Raw genomic sequence first — 17,603 nt, forward strand, 5'->3', positions numbered from 1 at the left:
TCCAGGACTAGTTCAACCCTTTTCCTTCAACGTCTCCTTCTGGGTGATCAGCCGGGCGCTGTGCTGGCCGCTCAAATAGGTCCAGAACCAGCTCCAGGCAACGGCGAAGCGGCTGCGGGTACCGATCAGGAAGTAGATGTGGGCGATGCCCCAGATCCACCAGGCAAGCGCGCCCTTGAGCTTGAAGCGGCCGAAATCGATGATCGCGGCACGGCGGCCGATGGTGGCGAGACTGCCCTGGTGGCGGTAGCGGAAATCGGCGGGCGATTTGTCGCCTGAAAGCCGCGCGCGGATGACATCGGCCACATAGGCGCCCTGCTGCTTGGCGGCGGGTGCTATGCCCGGCACCGGCTTGCCGCCGTCATAGGTGACGGAAGCCGTATCGCCGATGACGAAGACATCCGCATGGCCTGGGGCCGTGAGGTCATTCCCGACGATTGCCCGGCCGGCGCGGTCGGCCGGGATATCCAGCCAGCGGGCGGCGGGCGACGCCTGGACACCGGCGGCCCAGACGAGCGTGCGGCTGCCGACGAATTCTTCGCCGATGACAACACCCTCTTCGGTGCAGGATGTCACCGGCGTGCCGGTCAGAACCTCGACGCCGAGCCGCTCCAGCTCCTTGACCGCATAGGCAGAGAGATCCCCGCTGAAGGCGGCAAGAATGCGCGGCCCCGCTTCAACCAGGATGACGCGGGCCTGCCGCGTATCGATGCGGCGAAACTCGTCCGGAAGCGTGCGGTGCGCCATCTCGGCGATGATGCCGGCGAGCTCGACGCCGGTCGGCCCGGCACCGATGACGGTGAAGGTCAGCAGTGCAGCGCGCGCGACCGGATCCTCTTCCAGCTCGGCGCGCTCGAAGGCGAGCAGCACCCGGCGGCGGATCGTCGTCGCATCTTCCAGCGTCTTCAGCCCGGGGGCGAACGGCTCCCATTCGTCATGGCCGAAATAGGCATGCGTCGCCCCGGTCGCCAGCACCAGCGTGTCGTAACCAATGCGCTTTCCGTCCCTGAGCACCACGGCCTTTCCGGCCTCGTCGACATCGCTCACCTCGCCGAGAAGCGTCGTCACCTCCGGCCGGTCGCGCCAGAGGCTGCGGATCGGCCAGGCGATTTCCGACGTCGCGATCAGCGTCGTTGCGACCTGATAGAGCAAGGGCTGGAAGAGATGATGGTTGCGCCGGTCGATGAGGGTGATCCTGACCGGCGCGCCGGCAAGCCCCTTGACGAGCTGCAATCCGCCGAACCCGCCGCCGACGACGACCACGTGATGCCTGTCCTGCATGTTTGCTTCCAGCTGGCTGCCCAGCCGGCCTTCCTATTGGACATGCCACAACATTGGGGTTGTGGCGGCCAAGGACAAGCGCAACCACCTCATGCCACCCTTGCAAAAAGTCAAGAACGGCCCCTGATTGCGTTCTCGACGCATCTTGCCGGATTGCCCAGCCGTCAGCGTTCGCCGGGAGCAAGATGCCGGATCCGCGCCACATGTGACCGAATCTCCTGCGCCGTGAAGGGTGAGTGGCGGCGGACCTCGCTTGCCGGATCGAAACCCAGGCCCAACCGCTTTTCCGGTCGCCAGGATCTCGTGGGCCGAATGGGCCGCGGCGCAAACCCGCCGCCACAGGTCGGGCAGACATTTTCGAGAATCCCCTCTACGCAGCCTGCACAATAGGTGCACTCGTAGCTGCAGATGCGCGCATCTTCCGATTCCGGCGGCAGCTCGCAATCGCAAAGCTCGCAGTTCGGCCTGAGTTCAAGCATGTCCGTCTCCAATGAAAGAATGCAAGGGGCAAAACGCCTTGAACTGGCGGCTTTTCCTTGGGTGCGGTTCAGTTTTGACCGGCGTTTTTGCCGATCGGCTAAAGATGCTCCTTCCGCTGGACGGTTGTTTCCGTCCTTCGGTTCTTGAACCAGTCTCCAATGCGTGACCTGATGCCTTGGCTTCGGTCACAGAGTGGCGTTCGGCTCCCGGTTTCCCATTCTCCTGAAAGAGCGCAGCCCAGTCCTGCCGGGCTCGCTAGACGAACATCAGGACAACCGGGATATCGTCGACGCGCTTTCCATGGGGGTGCCGCGCGGCTCATAGGCGCGCTGGTCACGCAGGATCTGGAAGGCGATCGTCAAAAGCTTGCGCGCAATCGCCACGCGCGCCTTGTTGGTTCCTCTGATCTTCAGGTGCTCGTAGTGGGCGCGCAGCTCAGGATCACTGGCGACGGCCGGCGTTACCGCCTCGACAAAGGCCCAGCGCAGCCACTTGTTGCCCTGCTTGATGATCTTGCCGTGGAAGGTCTTGCCGCCAGACGAATAGGTCGACGGCACCAGTCCCGCATAGGCGGCCAGCTTCTTCGGGTTGCGAAAGCGGGATATATCGTCGATCTCCGCCTCGATCAGCCGGGCGAAGAATTCGCCGATGCCGGGGATCGTCTTCAACAGCTTGACGTTGGCATTGGCCTTGGTCAGTGCCCGGATCGTTGTCTCCGACTGCTTGATCCGCCCATCGATGTCGCCGATGAAGGCGAGGCCACGGTCGATCTGGACGCGGTCGATCGCGGAGAGCTCAATCTGCGCCAGCTGGATGCGGCCGGCCTTGCCAAACAGGTCGCCGAGCTTTTTGAACTGGGCCGTCTGCTCCGGATAACGATCAAACACCGTGACGATGCGGTTCTTCGTCATTGTGCGCAGCCGCACGTAAAACATCCGCTCGCGCAGCGCGACACGCAACGCGCGGGCCTTGTCGCTCGGTGCCCAAGCCTCCGGCACCAGATCGGCGCGCAGCAGATGCGCCAGCACCGTCGCGTCGATCTTGTCGGTCTTGATCTTGGCGTCGGCGATCGCCTTGACCTTCAACGGATGGGCGAGAACGACATCATCACAAATGTCGTCGAGCCAGTCGTACATCACCATCCAGTTGCGGGTTGCCTCGACAACCGCATGGCTGTTCTCGCGGTAGCGCTCGAGAAAGCTGTCCAGCGACTGGCGGTCGTTCTTCACCCGGCCGGATCTGAGCGTCTTACCGCTGCTGTCCTGCACCACCAGGTGGCTATAGGATTTGTGGTAGTCGACCCCGATATGGTAATCATAGGACGCAGTCATGCTTCCAACTCCCGTGTTGAGATCTGCAAAACCCCAACAGGATAAGCCGAAAGGCTGGAAGCGTGACTGTCCCTCGATCATCATCGCCATCTCAATGATCCGTTCTCTCAGCGGGCGTGGCCTCTTTCATGCCACCTCCTTTGGCTGCGGATGAAAGCTTCCTCCTTGCTGCCATGGGCACGCACTGGCATAAATGACAATATGCCCTCGTTTTACGCCAAGCCGGATCGAATGACCCGAAATGTCGCCTTCGTGCTCTTTGATCGCACCAAGCTGATCGACGTGACCGGCCCGCTGCAGGTCTTCAACGACGCGCGCACCGCCTCGGGATCGCCGGCCTATGCCATTTCGCTCGTCTCCGAGACCGGCGGGCCGATCGCCACCGACACGGGCGTTGCCCTTGAAACGCGGCCTTTTTCCATTTGCGCATCGGCCCCGCCCGACACATTGCTCGTCTCGGGCGGTCAAAGCGCGCTGGAAGCAGCGAATTCGGATGCGCTGCTCGCCTTTCTCGCCGACATGGCCGGCAAATGCAGGCGCCTCGGCTCCATCTGCCTCGGCGCCTTCATTCTCGCGCGGGGCGGCCATCTCGATGGGCGGCGGGCAACGACCCATTGGGAAGACTGCGAGCAGTTTCGCCGGGATTTCCCGGCAATCGAGGTGCGGGAAGATTCGATCTTCGAGGAGGATCGCGGCATCTGGACCTCCGCCGGCGTCACCGCCGGCATCGATATGGCGCTGGCCATGGTCGAAGAGGACCTCGGCCGCAGCGAGGCCCTGCGGCTGGCGCGTTCCCTGGTGCTTTACGTCAAAAGAACCGGCGGCCAGCGCCAGTTCAGCGCCGCCCTGCATCAGCAGATGACGAGCCGGGGCGACCGCTTCGATGCGCTGGTGGCGGAGATCCGCTCCGATCCCGCGGCCGACCTTTCCGTGCCTCGCCTTGCGGAGATGGCGCGCATGAGCGAACGGAACTTCTCGCGCCTGTTCACGCAGACGATGGGTGCTAGCCCGGCGCAGTTCATCGAGGAACTGCGTGTCGATGCGGCCTGCGAGGCGATCCAGCGAGGCGACGCGTCCGTCTCGCAAGCGCCGTTCCTTTTCGGCTTCGGCAATGCCGAGCGCATGCGCCGCGCCTTTCAGCGCCGCAAGGGCATCTCGCCTTCGGACTACGCGGCTCGCTTCGGGCCAGGCCGCCTGCCGAGCGCATCTTGAGCCGCTGGGGCGACGCCGCGGGCGGCAGGCTCAGGAAGACGAAGGCGCTACCGCAAAAGCGATGTCCTCGACACCATCCACCAGCACGATCTCGTCGCCCAGCGACCATTCGGCGGCCCGTGCTGCCAGACGCGCCGGCACCATCGGCGAACGGCCGGGACCGGGCGGCACGTCATAGGTCGCGTGCGCGTCGTTGGCGAGGATCACGGTGAAGTCCTTCGCCATCGCCGACCGGGCCGTCGCCGCCAGGCACATTTCGGAGAGCATGCCGCAGATCGCGATCGTCTCGACCTTCCCTGCCCGAAGCAGTTCTTCGAGATCGGTACCGTCGAAACCGTCGTCCTTGCGCTTGCGCACCACCGCTTCTCCTGCCTCTGCGGGGAAGAAGAGCTCCCAGCCGTCGGTCTTCGGCTCGTCGGGGGCACCCTCGGGCCCATCGTTCTGCAGGAAGATCACCGGCACGCCAGCCGCCCGCGCCTGCCTCAATAGGACGCCAACGGCCCGCTGGAGGTCGACATGACCCGGCACGGCCTCCGGCCCGGAGATGAAGGCGCGCTGGACATCGACCAGCAGCAGCGCATCGGCAACGTCGCCGTCATTCGCCACACCCGCGTCGTTTGCCTCACCCGTCATTGCTTCCTACTCCGCATAGTCGACCGGCACCGCCGTGCCGCTCTTCAGGATTTCCATCGAGATTGAGGCCGAGACGTCGAAGAGTTCCACCTTGCGCACGATCTGCTTGTAGACCACGTCGTAGTGCTCGACGCGCGGCAACACGACCTTGACGATATAGTCGTAATTCCCGGTCAATCGATGCGCCTCGACGATTTCGGGGATATCGCTGATCGCCCGTCGGAAGGTCTCGATCCACTCGTCCGAATGGTGCGCCGTCTTGATCAGCGCAAAGACCGTGGTCGGCACGCCCATGCGTTCGCGATCGAGCACGACGATGCGCCGGGCGATGTAGCCCGCCTCCTCCAGACGCTGGATGCGCCGCGAACAGGCCGACAGCGAAAGATTGACCCTTTCCGCCAATTCGCCGACGGCGACACTTGCATCCTGCTGCAGCAGCGCCAGCAGCTTCCTGTCTCTCTCGTCAAGCACGCCGATCCCTCCCCCCATTGTCGCTCATTGCCGCCCATGTTTGCACAAATCCAATTCAGCGCGCAAATTTTTCGCGCGGAACCGCATTTTCGTCGCTAACAAAGCGAACCATTCCGGCGGCTTCGGCGGCATAGTTCCGGCCATCGAACAACGGCGTGCCCGGCACGCCCCAGAGTGAAAAAGGAACGGTTATGCGCAAGATTGGTCTGATCGGCGGCATGAGCTTCGAGAGCTCGGCAATCTACTACCGCATGGTCAACGAGGCCGTCCGCGAACGCCTGGGCGGCCTGCATTCGGCCGAAGTGCTGCTGCATTCCGTCGACTTCCAGTCGATCGTCGACCTGCAGAAGGCCGGCCGCTGGGCCGATGCCGCCGAGCGCCTTACCGATGTCGCCCTCGGTCTCGAGGCGGCCGGTGCCGATTGCGTGCTGATCTGCACCAACACCATGCACCTGATCGCAGACGCAGTGCAGGCGGCGGTCAACATTCCGCTGATCAACATCATCGATGAGACGGCCGTGCGCCTGAAGGCTGCCGGCAGCCGCAGGCCGCTGCTGCTTGCCACCCGCTACACCATGGAGCACGGCTTCTATGCAGAGCGCATGCTCAGCCACGGCATCGACATCATGGTGCCGGATGCCGAAGGCCGGGCACTAACCCATAACATCATCTTCGACGAACTCTGCGCCGGCAAGGTGCTGCGCTCTTCCCGCCGGGCGCTGATCGACCTGATCGACAAGGCGGAAGCCCATGGCGCCGACTCCGTCATCCTCGGCTGCACCGAGATCTGCCTGACCCTCGACCCGCGCGCCCTGCCGCTGCCGGGCTTCGATTCCACCGCGATCCACGCGGAAGCCGCCGTCGAGTTCGCATTGAAGAGCCCTGCGCTGGCATGGGCTGCCTGAACGAAAAAACGAAAAAGGCGCAAGCAAAGAGGGCGCAACCCCGCCTTTGCTTGCGTCCGGTCATTCGGCTCTTGGAAGCGGCTGCAGGAAGATGCGGTCGTAGCTGAGGAAAGGCGGATCATCCGCATACCGCGCATTGGCCGCAATGCCATCCGGATCTTCAGCAACCTCACGGCGATAGCGCCGATACGCCTCCTCGTCCGGAAAGGTGAAGAGCGCCACGGCGACATCACCACCGCCCTCCGCGCCGACGCCGGGGAAACTCGTCGCGATGCCTTCGGGCTTTTCGCGCGGGATGAAATAGCCGTGATGTTTGCCGCCGTGACGCTCGATCAGGGTCATCCAGGTTTGGGCATAGGCCTCGAATTCCGCCAACCGGCTTTCATCGAGCCGGTAGCGAATTTCGCAGGTGACGGGACCTTCTACCATCAGGCTTCGTCTCCCTTGTGCCCAGGCCTCGCCCCGCGAAGACCGATGCAATTGCCCCAGGGATCCCGCACCTGGCACATCCAGTACCCCTCCTGTATCACCATCGGCCCGCGATACAGATGCGCGCCGAGCGCTTCGAAATGCGCAAGCGCACGGTCGAGATCGTCGACCGCCCAATAGACGACGGAGCCTGCAGCACCGCTCGTCACCTTCTCGTCCGCCTGGACGATTTCGAGATCGACGGCGCCGATCCGCAAGTAGCTGAAATCGAATTCGTCGAGCCGAAACCGCTCCGCTTCGGGGAAGGCACTGGCGTACCAGGCAAGGCCCGCTTCCGGATCCGGAACATGCACGAGAATTGCCGCCACACCGTTGGTCATCGCACGCTCCGCATTCACAATTCCGACCGGCAACCCCTGCCGTCCAAACCTCCCTACAGGATTCGCGGCCACCTTCACGGTGGAAACTGCGCCCCCCACCTCTTAGGCGCTCACCGCTTTCGATGGTCCGACCGACAGGCGCTGCGGGCGCGTGCCGATCGCCGGCCAGTCGCATTCGGCTAGTCCCGCCGGCTTGAACGGATCGACCAGCGTGCCTGAGACGATCGAGGCGAGCAGCGCCTGCATCGGCGGCGTGCGCGCGACCGTGGCCACCAGCCTGTCACGCAGCCAGGCGAGAGCCGTGGCGTCCGACTGGTAGAAGGGCGTGAAGAGGAGCGACAGCAGCTGGAACAGCGCGACGTGATTGCGGCGTGCCGCGGCATGGGCGGCAAGTGCGGCATCGAGATCGCCAGCGGTCTCCAGCGCATGCGAAAGCGCTGCGACGTCGAGCAGCGCCATGTTCGCCCCCTGCCCGAGTTGCGGGCTGGTCGAATGGGCGCTGTCGCCGACAAAGGCGATACGGCCGGAGACGGGCGGGCGCATCGTACGATGCGCATAGCGCGCCAGCGTCAGTTGCTCCCAGTCGGTGATCTGATCGAGCAAGGGCGCACAATCCGGCCAGTAATCGCGGATACGCGCCTTCCAGCGGTCGAGACCGGCCTGCCGCACGGCGTCCGCGTCCGTGACCCTCAGGCTCCAGAAGAAGGCGACCCGCTCCTTTTCGCCGACCCGAGCCCGGCCCGCCGGCAGGATCCCGATCATCACCTTCGCCTGGTCGTAGCGCTGCACCAGGGCGTGGGGATCATGGACGAGCCCGTCGCTGTCGAGCGTCGCCCAGAAGGCACCATAGGTGAGCTCGCGCACCTTGGGCGCGACAGTGGAGCCGGCCGAAAGCGTCGAGCGCGCACCGCTCGCGTCGATCACCAGATCATAGGCGCCCGCCTCGCGCGCCCCTTCATCCAGCAGTACGGCCTTGTCGCCTGCCATGCGAACATCGCTCAGCGTGACGCCGGTGCGAACCGGCAAGTCGGCGGCGACCACAGCGTCATGAAGCGTATTGAACAGTGCAGCGCGCTGCACCGCCAACCCGAAGCGGCCACCGGCCAGCGCGTCGTAGCGCACATCAAGCACCGTGCGGCCGGATTTGGCATCGGCACCATAGAGCCGGTGGATCCGGCTGCCGAGCGCAAGCATCGGCTGCAACAGGCCGAGCGCGTTCAGGACCGTCAGTCCCGTCGGCTGCAGCATCAGGCCGGAACCGACCGGCGACGCCTCGGCGAACCGCTCGAGGATTTCCACCCGATGCCCCTGCCGCGACAGCATCAGCGCCGCCGCGAGCCCCGCCGGGCCGGCGCCCGCAATGCCGATGTTCAATGGTCTCATGATCCCTCGAGCTGGGCGCGCTATCAGGCGAAACGGACTCGCTTCATTGGCAAACTATAGGGAAAATCAAGGTGCTAGCGCAAGCCTGCACGACGGGACACGGCGTCGCGCGTCGCAACCGCCCCCTCATCCGGCCTGCCGGCCACCTTCTCGCCGCAAGCGGGGCGAAGAAGACTCGCGGCATCCACTCGCTTCATCCTCGCTTGCCGCAAAAGTGCAACCGCCTCGTCTATGCAGTGGGCGCCTCGGTTACCCTGACGGCAGCTCAGTTTGACAACACCGAAAAGCGGGACACGTCCCCTCTCCCCGCCTACGGGGAGAGGGTTAGGGTGAGGGGCAACTCCCGCGAACGATCGCCAGGAAACGAGAGATGACGGCGCCCGAGAGGAGCGAGCGAGCTGCCCCTGCAACCTCCAGCGCCTCAGGAACGCGCCTACGCCTCCGCGTCATAAACCTCGCGTGCGGCGCGGATCGCTCCGTGGTTTTCCACCGACCAATCGACGAAATGCTTGAGCAGGCCGAGCAGCGAGCGGCCGAGATCGGTCAGCGCATATTCCACGCTCGGCGGCTGGGTCGGGTAGACGGTGCGCTGGAGATAGCCGTCGCGCTGCAGGTCGCGCAGCGTCTGGGTCAGCATGCGCTGGGAGATGTCCGGGATCAGCCGGCGAAGCTGCGAGAAGCGCAAGGGACCGTCGGCCAGCGACAGGATCATCAACGAATTCCACTTGCCGCCGATATTGTCCATGACATCGCGAACCGGGCAATTCTCCATATCCATCGGCACGCCGCAGATGATCGCCACGCGCTTGCCCTTCACCTCGCCCGTCACCTTGTTCATAGGCGGTACCCTTCCTGTTACCACGAGAGAAAAAACTGCCTCCTTTACAGCTCTATCGAGATTACTAGATAAGAGCAAGTCTCAAAAAGAGACCATGCGGCCAGCACCTCCTCCCAGGCGGCCGGCCGTAACCGGCGGGGTGGGCAAACCCGATCTCGCCGCTCAATTCCGAAAGAGGAAAAGGAAGACATGTCCGATACATTGCTCGTCACCGGTGCAACCGGCCAACTCGGCAAGCTCGTGCTCGATCAGCTTCTTGGCTCCGGCGTCGAGCCGGGCCGGATCATCGCCACCAGCCGCGACACAGCAAAGCTTGCCGACTACACGGCCAGGGGCGTTCAGGCCCGCGTCGCCGATTTCGACGACGCGGCGTCGCTCGACAAGGCCTTTGCCGGCGCCGACCGGATCCTGATCATTTCGACCGACGCGCTGGACCAACCGGGCAAGCGGCTGAAGCAGCATCTGGCCGCCGTAGCGGCCGCACGGAAGGCAGGTGCGAAGCACATCCTCTACACCTCGATGCCGAGCCCCGAGACATCGGTCATCCCCTTTGCGCCCGACCACCTCGGCACCGAAAACGCCATCAAGGCGACCGGCATCCCCTACACCATCCTGCGCAACGGCTGGTACATGGAAAACCTGTTCATGGCGCTGCCGCATGCGCTTGAAACCGGTCAATGGTATTCCTCCTCGGGTGAAGGCCGCCTCGCCCATATCGCCCGCGCCGATGCCGCCAAGGCCGCTGCAGCAGCGCTTGCCGCAAGCACGAACGAGAGCCGCACCTACACTCTGACCGGCGGCGAGCAGCGCTCGACTGACGAGATCGCAGCCCTCGTCGCCAAGGCAACCGGCAAGCCGCTTGGCGTCGTGCACATTTCGGACGATGCCCTTGCGGGTGGCCTGAAGGGCGCCGGCCTTCCGGACTTCCTGATCCCGATCGTCGTCTCCTTCGACGCCAACACCCGCGAAGGCCACATCGCCATGGTGACGAACGACGTGACATCGCTGACGGGCGCGACGCCGGTGAAGCTCGGCGCCTTCCTGGAGGCGAGCAAGGCGCGTCTTGCCGGCTGAGTGATAGCGACCACGATGATAAGAGCCCGGCCGTTTGCGCCGGGCTCTCGAAAGACCTCTCCTATGCCGCTGCTGCCTGGCGCGCGCGCCGCTCCTGCCGGCGAGACAATTTCGTCGCGGTCTCCGCCGCAGTTTGTTCTTGATTTGTTCACGTTTGCGTTCTATGAATCCCCCCGACTTCACCGCTGCAAAAGGGGAAATCATGAGCGTTTACTTGACCGTCGGCGCATTGGATTCTGCCAGGTCCAATGCCTTCTACGATGCCGCCCTGGCGACGATCGGCTGGAAAACGCACACGGAATTTCCGGACTGGCGCGCCTACTCCGAAGGCGGAACCGGCAATGGTCCGGTGTTGTGGGTCTGCAAACCCTTCAACAATGAACCGGCGAGCGCTGGAAATGGCTCGATGGTCGGTTTCATGGTCCAGTCCCGTCGGGAGGTCGACGCTTTCTACCAAGCCGCCATGGCCAATGGCGGAACGGATGATGGCGCCCCCAACCCGCGGCCGCATTATGGGCCGCACTGGTACGCCGCCTACATGCGCGATCCCTCCGGAAACAAGATTTCCGTCGTCTATAACGGTTAGTGCATCGCCGCCTTGGCAGGGCACGAACCGAGGATCCGCATCAGCGAGGCCGGTGTGGGAAGGCTCGTCACGTGGCCCTGCCCGGCGGTTGCCACCGCCTACCGTATGGCTTCCACCGGCGCGGCATCGGCCCTGAGCGCAAGCTCAGCAAGCACGAGCGCGCCGACGCCAGCCAGAAAGAAGCCGGCCGAAAGATTGAGCGCCGTGCCATCATAGAAAGCGCCCACCACAATCGAAAACACGGTCGCCACAAGGCTGGAGCCGGAGGCGATCAGCGACGCGCCGAGCCCTGCAACCTGCCCCAGGGAGCGCATGGCCATGGCATTGAGATTGCCGAACAACACGCCGACCGCAAAGAAGGCGGCAAAGCCCAACATCAGCAGCACCGTCAGCGGCGGACGCCCGCCCCAGAAGAGGGATGCCGCGAGCATCGCCAGTCCTGCGGCGGCCAACCCCAGAAAGCCCCGTCGCGCCATGACCTCCGCACCGAAGCGCTGCACGAGCTTGGCATTGAGGAACGAAGCAAGCCCGATGCCCGTCGCCAGCATGGCGAAATAGAGCGGGAAGGTCTGGCCGATCCCATAGGCGTCGAAGAAGAGGTCGGCCGCCGTGCTCAGATAAAGAAGCTGCGCGCCAAAGACGAGCCCGGTCGCCACGATCAGCAGCGACACCCTCCGATGCGACAGGATGCGCCGCCCATTCGCGAGCAGAAGCCGCGGCCGAAAGGGAATGCGTTTGTCCATCGGCAACGTTTCGGGCTGTCGCATCACCAGCCACAGCCCGAGAAACCCCGCCACGCCGAGATAGACGGCAAAGACGCTGCGCCAGCCGGCTAGAGTGATGATGCCTTGCGCCAACGTCGGCGCGAGCATCGGCACGAGAATGAACAGCGTGAACATGAAGGACATGACGCGCGCCATCGCGTCCCCCTCGAACTGGTCGCGGATCATCGCCCTGGTCGCAATCTTCGGCCCCGAGACCCCGATCCCCTGCAGGAACCGGCCAAGGATCACCATCTCCAACGAACCCGCGGCAAACGCGATCACGGTTCCGATCCCATAGACGCCGAGCCCCAGAACAAGGGCCCTCTTCCGCCCCATCGCGTCCGAGAGCGGCCCGAGCAGCAGCTCTCCGAACGCCATGCCGAGGATGAAAAGCGAGATGATGTGCTGGGTGGAGAGTGGCGGCGCGACGCCAACGTCGGCGCCGATCTGCCGCAAGGCCGGCAACAGGGCGTCGATGCTGATCGAGGTGAGCGAGGTCAAAAGCGCATAGAGGGCGATGCGCTCGCGGAAGCTGGTGGGAGATGTCATGGGCGGCACACAAGGGAAAATCTGGATTCGACCTATAGCAGTCCGCGCGCGGGTTTGCGCGCGCCAGTCGAAAGGTCGACCGCGAGAATCTGGGTTTTACAGCTGTTTTGCGACTGGCGTTGCCGGAAGGTCGACCTCCGCTGCAGGATATCTGCGGGCTCACGCGCTCAGGTGTGCAACATCCGCCAGACGTACAACTGCCCGATTCCGGAAGAAATCATCCTGGCGCAGATGCGTGATGCTGCCGGATTTCGCCGGGAAACTGAGAAAGCCCGTCGCCTCGACCGGAACCCGCATCCAGGCGGCGATGACGAGCGTCAGCGTGAAGCCATGGGTGACGATGATCTGTGTTTCGCAAGGCCGCGCCACGATCGCTTCGACACAAGGATAGACGCGAAGCGCCACATCTCGTCGGGTTTCCGCACCTTCTATTCCGCAATCATGATCCAGCCGATTGTCGTCAGGCGCCGGGGAGTAGCGCGCATCGAGCCAGGCCTGCGGCTTGCCGCCCGCGACACCATAGCTGATTTCCCGGAGATCGGCGGTTTCCGTGACCGACCGCGACAGGCGCGCGGCGATCGCCGCCGCGGTTTCTGCAGCGCGCAACAGATCCGAACTGTGGATCTCCAAATCACACGAACCGACGAGAGTCGCCAGGCGTTCAGCGGTCGCTTGCGCATCCCGTCTGCCGCGCGCCGTCAGGCCCGTGTCATACCAACCGCCCACCTTGCCTTCCAGGTGATGGACGGATTCCGTGTGGGTGACGACAAAGAGGTCCTTCATGACTGAGCGTTCAAGGCGTTGCGGACGGGTACCCGAAAAAGCGCGGCGCCACCGCACAAGAGCGCTGAACCGTGCCAAACTCTGCCGGCGCTCCAATCGCGATGGAACGCCGGACTGTCATGATGCGGAGGCGCAGTGCGCCTCAGACTTCCTGGCCGCAGGCGCGGCGGAAGCGGCGCACGGTTTCGGCCATGCCATATTCAAGCGCATCCGCCGTCAGGCCGTGGCCGATCGAGACTTCGGCAAGGTTCGGAATGTGTCTGGCAAGCAAGGGCAGGTTGGCGACCGTCAGGTCGTGCCCGGCATTGACCTCGAGGCCAAGCTCGGCCGCCATCGCCGCCGTACGGCCGAGTTCGCCGGCGATCTTCTCCGCCTTTTCCGGATCGTCGTAGCAGCCGCCATAGGGACCGGTATAGAGCTCGATGCGGTCGGCGCCGGTTTCCTTGGCGATGCGCAGCGCCTCCTGGTCCTCGTCGCCATCGGCAAACAGCGAAACGCGGAAGCCCTTCTTCTTCAGCCGGCCGACGACGTTGCCCAGCAGGTTGTGGTTCTTGTGGAAGTCCCAGCCGTGGTCGGAGGTGGCCTGCGCCGGATCGTCGGGCACCAAAGTCACCTGCTCCGGCCGATGCGTTTCCACGAGGCCAAGGAACTCCTCGTTCGGATAGCCTTCCATGTTGAATTCCGTCTCCGGAAACGCCCCGTCGATCAGGTCGCGGATCGGCTGCAGATCGCTGAAGCGGATGTGGCGCTGGTCGGGACGCGGATGCACGGTAAGACCGGCAGCCCCCGCTTCGAGCGCAATCCGGCCCAGCGCAGTGACGGAGGGCCAGGGCAGATCGCGCCGGTTGCGGAGCATTGCGACGGCATTCAGATTCACGGACAGTTTTGCAGGCATGTCTGAACTTTCCAGAAAGCGGACCCTGAAGCGGCCCGGACGCAGGCAATGTGGTTGCAATGTTCTACTGCATAATTGCCGAAACCAGAAACGGTTTGAGGTCCGATTATGCAGCAATTCCAACGAGGTCGCAGAAGCACGATGCGGCGTTTGCGCGCGGTTCGTTTGTCGGCTTTGTCTTGACCAAGTCTTGACAATCGCCATCTCTAATATGCGAGAAGGCTCAATCATGAGCGGCGAAAATGGCCGTGTGGGCCTCCGCTACCATCTGCCACAGGACGAACAGGCGCAATTTTCAGGTTTATTTCAGAAAAAACTCAAACTTGGCGTCTACTACCCCTGACAACCACCTTTTTTGGGCTTAACTTTCCGAATCAGATCGAATGGCCCAGCCCGTGCCGCGATCGCATTTCATAGATTTTAATTCATATGACCCTGGAGCAAGAACCGATGATGACGGTCGAAAGACCCTGCGACGAGACGATTCGGCGGGCGCTCCGCCGTATCCTCGAAAGCAAGGCTTTCGCGCGTTCAGAGCGCCTCAGGGCCTTCCTCTCCTATGTGGTCGAGAAGGAGATGGCCGGCGAAGGCCATCAGCTCAAGGGCTATTCGATCGCGATCGACGTCTTCGACCGCCCCCAGGCCTTCAACGCCGACAGCGACCCGCTCGTGCGCGTGCACGCCGGTAAACTGCGCAAGCTGCTCAAGGCCTTCTACGAGGGCGACGGGGCCGATGACGAATGGCGGATCGCCATTCCCAAGGGCACCTATGTTCCGGAGTACCAGCGCGCCCGCAACGAGGAAGAGCATCAGGCCGCCGCGTCGCCCCGACAGCCGAAGCCGACGAAGCGACGCTTCGCCGGGCACCGGCCCGCCTGGCCGCCGGCGCCCTTCTCCTCGCCGCTTTCGGTGCTGACCGTGCTGCCGCTGCTCCTTTTCGCGCCCATGCCCTCGCAGGAGATGACGTTGGACATCGACGCGCAGGCAAAGCTCTTCAACGCGCGCCACGCGACCGAGCGGGTACTGCCCTCGGTGCAGGTGACGATAGCCGGCGTCGAAAATGACGATGCCAAGTCTTTTGCCACGGCGCTTCGCCTTGCGGCCCAGCGCCACAAGACGCTGGCCCGCGCCACCGATGGCGACACCGGCCGCCCCGTATCGCGCAATTCCGCCCTCTCCTTCACCGTGCAGGTGACCTGGTACGATGCGCCGGCACAGGGCATCCGCGTTACCCTCTCCCATGATGGCGAGAACGTGCCCCTGCGTCAGGACTTCATCACCTGGAAGCGGCTGGAATCGGAGCCGGACCTGCTTTACGAGAGCATGTCGCTGGCGTCGGAACTGTTTTCACTCGACGGCGAGATCTACCAGCACGCCCGCCAGGAGCAGATCGAAAGCCCGCTGATGGGCTGCATGGCCGCCACCCAGCGCTATCGCAAGCACCTGACGCGCGATGCCTTCGAGGCGGCCTGGTCCTGCCAGCAGCAGCTGTCGCCACTGCGCGGGGACGAGCCGCTGTTCATCCTGAGCTCCAACAGTCCGCTCAAGGTAATCGGGCACTGACCTTGTCAGCCCGCGGGCCGCGTCTTCGAGGACGCGGCATTTTCACCGTAACACCATGAATTGATGCATGTTTTCCGGATCATCGACGACGGGCAACGGCCACGGTTCGGCCATTCGGGGAGCGGTCGTCAGCCTACAATATTAAAGACTGGTCATGTATTCGATTCGCGTATACGGTGCACGCATGCGTTGGGAATGGATGCCTGGTTGCTCGTCAGGCAAGCATCGAAGTCCAGAGTAACGCCGCGTCGTCCACGCGGGATGCCCCAGCCGAGCAGCAGGCACTGTCGTTGTCGGTCAACGAGTGGCTCAGCACGCGGACAAGGATCCGCACCTGTGAGAAACCCGGTGATTGCCGCCGCTTCCGGACGTGGACTGCGCCTCCCTGGGTCGGTCTCGATCCAGGCAAAATATGCGGAAAATCAAACGTTACAGAGACAACGCGCTGGATAGGCGCGGCCTGTAGACCGGGGACAATCGATATGCCGCGAGATCACTGGAAATACGAAGGCATGCTGGCCGCGCCTGACCGCGGCGGCTTCCTGCCCATTCTTCCCCTTCCCCACCACGACCCGACGACGCCGCTGGCGATTGCCGACATGGCCGATGCCTTCGGCGTCACCCATCGCACCCTGCACTTCTACGAGGAGAAGGGACTTCTGACCGCCGCCCGCATGGGGCCGATGCGGATTTATAACGAAGAACACATCCGCCGCATGGCCGTCATCAACGCCTGTCGTGAGATCGACATGCCGATCGCCGCCATCCTGGAGCTTTTGACCGGCCTTGCCGCGACCGAGGATCAGGCGGATGCCGACCGGTTGTTTCGCGAAGCGCTCCTGGCGCGGCGCCGGGAACTGGCGGCCCAGCAGGCGAACCTTCGCCGCCAGATGCAGCGCATCACCGAATTGCTCGAAAGCGGCGATGGCAGCGGCCCCGAGGCGGACGATGATGACCATGTCCACCTGTCTCCGATAGAGAGCGAATGCCTGACCTTCATGGCCGAAGGCTATCCGGCCCCGCGCATCGCCCGCCTGATGGAGATGGATGTCGCGGCGGCCCTCACGCTCGAAGCCGGCATCATCCGCAAGTTCGGCGCCAACAACCGCTTCCAGGCAATCGCCAAGGCCGTGATCGCCGGCATGATCACGGCGGAGTAGCCGAAGCGGCCTTCAGCGGTCGACGCCTCGCCCAACCGCGTCGCGGCGCAGTGCCGTTGTGCGCAGCTCGTAGAGCGACCAAGGTTCCTCCTGGTGGCCGGTCGCACTGCCGTTTGGGTCGCGATTCTCGCGGGAACGGCGACAATGGGATGTCTTCAACGGCACGCTCATGTTACGAGGCGCTGAAACGACACACGTGAGATACCCCGATGCTTCCCTGGATCCAGCTAGACCGCGCAACCATTCCCGGCGACGGCGACGAGTTGCGCCTGAAGCAGCGCGGCCAGGAATTTTCGATCATGCTCGGTTCGACTGAACTGATGAACAGCCGGCTGAGCGGTTCGGAAGAAGCGCTGGCGACGCTCGCCTACGAGCGGATCGCCGGCCGAAAAAACATGAGCATGCTGATCGGCGGGCTCGGCATGGGGTTCACGCTCAGGGCTGCCCTCGGCGTTCTGCCGGAAGATGCCCGGGTGACCGTCGCCGAACTCGTGCCGGCCGTGGTCGACTGGGCACGCGGGCCGATGGCCGAACTCCACAAAGGCACGCTCGACGACCCCCGTGTCGATATCCATATCGGTGACGTCGGCGCGCTGATCCGCGCGAAGAAGGCGGCCTATGATGCCATCCTGCTCGATATCGACAACGGCCCGGATGGCCTGACGCGCGCCTCCAACGACAGCCTCTACAGCCATACCGGTCTTCGCGCCGCGCAGGCTGCGCTACGCCCGAATGGTGTTCTGGCCGTCTGGTCGTCCGCGCCGGACAGCGCCTTTACCCGCCGCCTGCGTGAAGTCGGCTTTGCCACGGACGAGGTGAATGTGCGCGCCAACGGCAAACGTGGCGGTGCCCGCCACGTGTTGTGGATGGCGACCAAACGCTGAAG

Annotated in this window: 19 protein-coding genes; 7 read left to right on the forward strand and 12 right to left on the reverse strand. The window is 63.9% G+C overall.

Features of this window, described 5'->3' with window-relative positions; genetic code table 11:
- Positions 1–12 precede the first annotated feature (12 nt).
- The 3 genes from LAC81_RS11245 to LAC81_RS11255 all read right to left on the reverse strand — a co-directional run bounded on the left by LAC81_RS11245 (position 13) and on the right by LAC81_RS11255 (position 3,092).
- Positions 13–1,281 (reverse strand): NAD(P)/FAD-dependent oxidoreductase, encoded by a 1,269-nt coding sequence (locus LAC81_RS11245; RefSeq protein WP_223724850.1) that lies wholly within the window; start codon positions 1,279–1,281, stop codon positions 13–15.
- 164 nt (positions 1,282–1,445) lie between these two features.
- Positions 1,446–1,760: a DUF1272 domain-containing protein gene (locus LAC81_RS11250; RefSeq protein ID WP_223724851.1), complete on the reverse strand. Its 315-nt coding sequence runs from the start codon at positions 1,758–1,760 to the stop codon at positions 1,446–1,448.
- 267 nt (positions 1,761–2,027) lie between these two features.
- Positions 2,028–3,092, reverse strand: coding sequence for an IS110 family transposase (locus LAC81_RS11255; protein ID WP_223724852.1), 1,065 nt, complete (start codon positions 3,090–3,092; stop codon positions 2,028–2,030).
- Positions 3,093–3,323: 231 nt separating this feature from the next.
- On the opposite strand from LAC81_RS11255, the gene LAC81_RS11260 reads away from it, so the two are divergent.
- Positions 3,324–4,304, forward strand: coding sequence for a GlxA family transcriptional regulator (locus LAC81_RS11260; protein ID WP_223724853.1), 981 nt, complete (start codon positions 3,324–3,326; stop codon positions 4,302–4,304).
- A 30-nt stretch (positions 4,305–4,334) separates the two neighbouring features.
- On the opposite strand, the gene LAC81_RS11265 is transcribed toward LAC81_RS11260, so the two are convergent.
- Positions 4,335–4,937 (reverse strand): isochorismatase family protein, encoded by a 603-nt coding sequence (locus tag LAC81_RS11265; protein WP_223724854.1) that lies wholly within the window; start codon positions 4,935–4,937, stop codon positions 4,335–4,337.
- A 6-nt stretch (positions 4,938–4,943) separates the two neighbouring features.
- Positions 4,944–5,408 carry an Lrp/AsnC family transcriptional regulator gene (locus LAC81_RS11270; RefSeq protein WP_113536042.1) on the reverse strand — a complete coding sequence of 155 codons (465 nt, stop codon included), beginning with the start codon at positions 5,406–5,408 and terminating at the stop codon, positions 4,944–4,946.
- 191 nt (positions 5,409–5,599) lie between these two features.
- On the opposite strand from LAC81_RS11270, the gene LAC81_RS11275 reads away from it, so the two are divergent.
- On the forward strand, positions 5,600–6,313 hold the full coding sequence (locus tag LAC81_RS11275) for an aspartate/glutamate racemase family protein (RefSeq protein WP_223724855.1): 714 nt from the start codon (positions 5,600–5,602) through the stop codon (positions 6,311–6,313).
- A gap of 60 nt (positions 6,314–6,373) precedes the next feature.
- On the opposite strand, the gene LAC81_RS11280 is transcribed toward LAC81_RS11275, so the two are convergent.
- From LAC81_RS11280 to LAC81_RS11295, 4 genes are all read right to left on the reverse strand, one after another.
- Positions 6,374–6,742, reverse strand: a complete 369-nt coding sequence (locus LAC81_RS11280) for an NIPSNAP family protein (protein ID WP_223724856.1) — start codon at positions 6,740–6,742, stop codon at positions 6,374–6,376.
- Complete coding sequence (locus tag LAC81_RS11285) at positions 6,742–7,122, reverse strand: VOC family protein (RefSeq protein ID WP_223724857.1); 381 nt, start codon at positions 7,120–7,122, stop codon at positions 6,742–6,744. The genes LAC81_RS11280 and LAC81_RS11285 overlap by 1 nt, the downstream gene beginning before the upstream one ends.
- Before the next feature lie 102 nt (positions 7,123–7,224).
- On the reverse strand, positions 7,225–8,505 hold the full coding sequence (locus LAC81_RS11290; RefSeq protein WP_223724858.1) for an FAD-dependent oxidoreductase: 1,281 nt from the start codon (positions 8,503–8,505) through the stop codon (positions 7,225–7,227).
- Between the two features lie 433 nt (positions 8,506–8,938).
- Positions 8,939–9,343, reverse strand: coding sequence for a winged helix-turn-helix transcriptional regulator (locus LAC81_RS11295; RefSeq protein WP_113536046.1), 405 nt, complete (start codon positions 9,341–9,343; stop codon positions 8,939–8,941).
- 189 nt (positions 9,344–9,532) lie between these two features.
- On the opposite strand from LAC81_RS11295, the gene LAC81_RS11300 reads away from it, so the two are divergent.
- The gene (locus tag LAC81_RS11300; RefSeq protein ID WP_223724859.1) at positions 9,533–10,417 is read left to right on the forward strand and encodes an NmrA family NAD(P)-binding protein; all 885 of its coding nucleotides are present in this window, start codon (positions 9,533–9,535) and stop codon (positions 10,415–10,417) included.
- Positions 10,418–10,619: 202 nt separating this feature from the next.
- Positions 10,620–11,003 carry a VOC family protein gene (locus LAC81_RS11305; RefSeq protein ID WP_223724860.1) on the forward strand — a complete coding sequence of 128 codons (384 nt, stop codon included), beginning with the start codon at positions 10,620–10,622 and terminating at the stop codon, positions 11,001–11,003.
- Between the two features lie 98 nt (positions 11,004–11,101).
- Here the strand turns inward: LAC81_RS11305 and LAC81_RS11310 are convergent, their stop codons facing one another.
- From LAC81_RS11310 to LAC81_RS11320, 3 genes are all read right to left on the reverse strand, one after another.
- A complete protein-coding gene (locus LAC81_RS11310; protein ID WP_223724861.1) occupies positions 11,102–12,316 on the reverse strand; it encodes a multidrug effflux MFS transporter in 1,215 nt (404 codons plus the stop codon).
- Positions 12,317–12,475: 159 nt separating this feature from the next.
- Entirely contained in the window at positions 12,476–13,195 is a 720-nt protein-coding gene (locus LAC81_RS11315; RefSeq protein WP_223724862.1) for a histidine phosphatase family protein, read from the reverse strand.
- A gap of 46 nt (positions 13,196–13,241) precedes the next feature.
- Positions 13,242–13,994, reverse strand: a complete 753-nt coding sequence (locus tag LAC81_RS11320; protein WP_223724863.1) for a pyridoxine 5'-phosphate synthase — start codon at positions 13,992–13,994, stop codon at positions 13,242–13,244.
- Between the two features lie 450 nt (positions 13,995–14,444).
- Here LAC81_RS11320 and LAC81_RS11325 point away from each other — a divergent pair, with 450 nt between their 5' ends.
- The 3 genes from LAC81_RS11325 (at position 14,445) to LAC81_RS11335 (ending at position 17,601) form a co-directional block, all read left to right on the forward strand.
- Positions 14,445–15,557, forward strand: coding sequence for a hypothetical protein (locus LAC81_RS11325; protein ID WP_328716170.1), 1,113 nt, complete (start codon positions 14,445–14,447; stop codon positions 15,555–15,557).
- Positions 15,558–16,039: 482 nt separating this feature from the next.
- Positions 16,040–16,717, forward strand: a complete 678-nt coding sequence (locus tag LAC81_RS11330; protein WP_223724865.1) for a MerR family transcriptional regulator — start codon at positions 16,040–16,042, stop codon at positions 16,715–16,717.
- Between the two features lie 209 nt (positions 16,718–16,926).
- The gene (locus LAC81_RS11335) at positions 16,927–17,601 is read left to right on the forward strand and encodes an MnmC family methyltransferase (RefSeq protein ID WP_223724866.1); all 675 of its coding nucleotides are present in this window, start codon (positions 16,927–16,929) and stop codon (positions 17,599–17,601) included.
- Positions 17,602–17,603 lie beyond the last annotated feature (2 nt).

It is taken from the genome of Ensifer adhaerens (assembly GCF_020035535.1).
Taxonomy (GTDB): domain Bacteria; phylum Pseudomonadota; class Alphaproteobacteria; order Rhizobiales; family Rhizobiaceae; genus Ensifer.

What these genes read in the sequence shown, in the direction of transcription:
- LAC81_RS11245 (WP_223724850.1), bottom strand. Translation starts at nt 1,281, where the DNA reads ATGCAGGACAGGCATCACGTGGTCGTCGTCGGCGGCGGGTTCGGCGGA.
- LAC81_RS11250 (WP_223724851.1), bottom strand. Translation starts at nt 1,760, where the DNA reads ATGCTTGAACTCAGGCCGAACTGCGAGCTTTGCGATTGCGAGCTGCCG.
- LAC81_RS11255 (WP_223724852.1), bottom strand. Translation starts at nt 3,092, where the DNA reads ATGACTGCGTCCTATGATTACCATATCGGGGTCGACTACCACAAATCC.
- LAC81_RS11260 (WP_223724853.1), top strand. Translation starts at nt 3,324, where the DNA reads ATGACCCGAAATGTCGCCTTCGTGCTCTTTGATCGCACCAAGCTGATC.
- LAC81_RS11265 (WP_223724854.1), bottom strand. Translation starts at nt 4,937, where the DNA reads ATGACGGGTGAGGCAAACGACGCGGGTGTGGCGAATGACGGCGACGTT.
- LAC81_RS11275 (WP_223724855.1), top strand. Translation starts at nt 5,600, where the DNA reads ATGCGCAAGATTGGTCTGATCGGCGGCATGAGCTTCGAGAGCTCGGCA.
- LAC81_RS11280 (WP_223724856.1), bottom strand. Translation starts at nt 6,742, where the DNA reads ATGGTAGAAGGTCCCGTCACCTGCGAAATTCGCTACCGGCTCGATGAA.
- LAC81_RS11285 (WP_223724857.1), bottom strand. Translation starts at nt 7,122, where the DNA reads ATGACCAACGGTGTGGCGGCAATTCTCGTGCATGTTCCGGATCCGGAA.
- LAC81_RS11290 (WP_223724858.1), bottom strand. Translation starts at nt 8,505, where the DNA reads ATGAGACCATTGAACATCGGCATTGCGGGCGCCGGCCCGGCGGGGCTC.
- LAC81_RS11295 (WP_113536046.1), bottom strand. Translation starts at nt 9,343, where the DNA reads ATGAACAAGGTGACGGGCGAGGTGAAGGGCAAGCGCGTGGCGATCATC.
- LAC81_RS11300 (WP_223724859.1), top strand. Translation starts at nt 9,533, where the DNA reads ATGTCCGATACATTGCTCGTCACCGGTGCAACCGGCCAACTCGGCAAG.
- LAC81_RS11305 (WP_223724860.1), top strand. Translation starts at nt 10,620, where the DNA reads ATGAGCGTTTACTTGACCGTCGGCGCATTGGATTCTGCCAGGTCCAAT.
- LAC81_RS11310 (WP_223724861.1), bottom strand. Translation starts at nt 12,316, where the DNA reads ATGACATCTCCCACCAGCTTCCGCGAGCGCATCGCCCTCTATGCGCTT.
- LAC81_RS11320 (WP_223724863.1), bottom strand. Translation starts at nt 13,994, where the DNA reads ATGCCTGCAAAACTGTCCGTGAATCTGAATGCCGTCGCAATGCTCCGC.
- LAC81_RS11325 (WP_328716170.1), top strand. Translation starts at nt 14,445, where the DNA reads ATGATGACGGTCGAAAGACCCTGCGACGAGACGATTCGGCGGGCGCTC.
- LAC81_RS11330 (WP_223724865.1), top strand. Translation starts at nt 16,040, where the DNA reads ATGCCGCGAGATCACTGGAAATACGAAGGCATGCTGGCCGCGCCTGAC.
- LAC81_RS11335 (WP_223724866.1), top strand. Translation starts at nt 16,927, where the DNA reads ATGCTTCCCTGGATCCAGCTAGACCGCGCAACCATTCCCGGCGACGGC.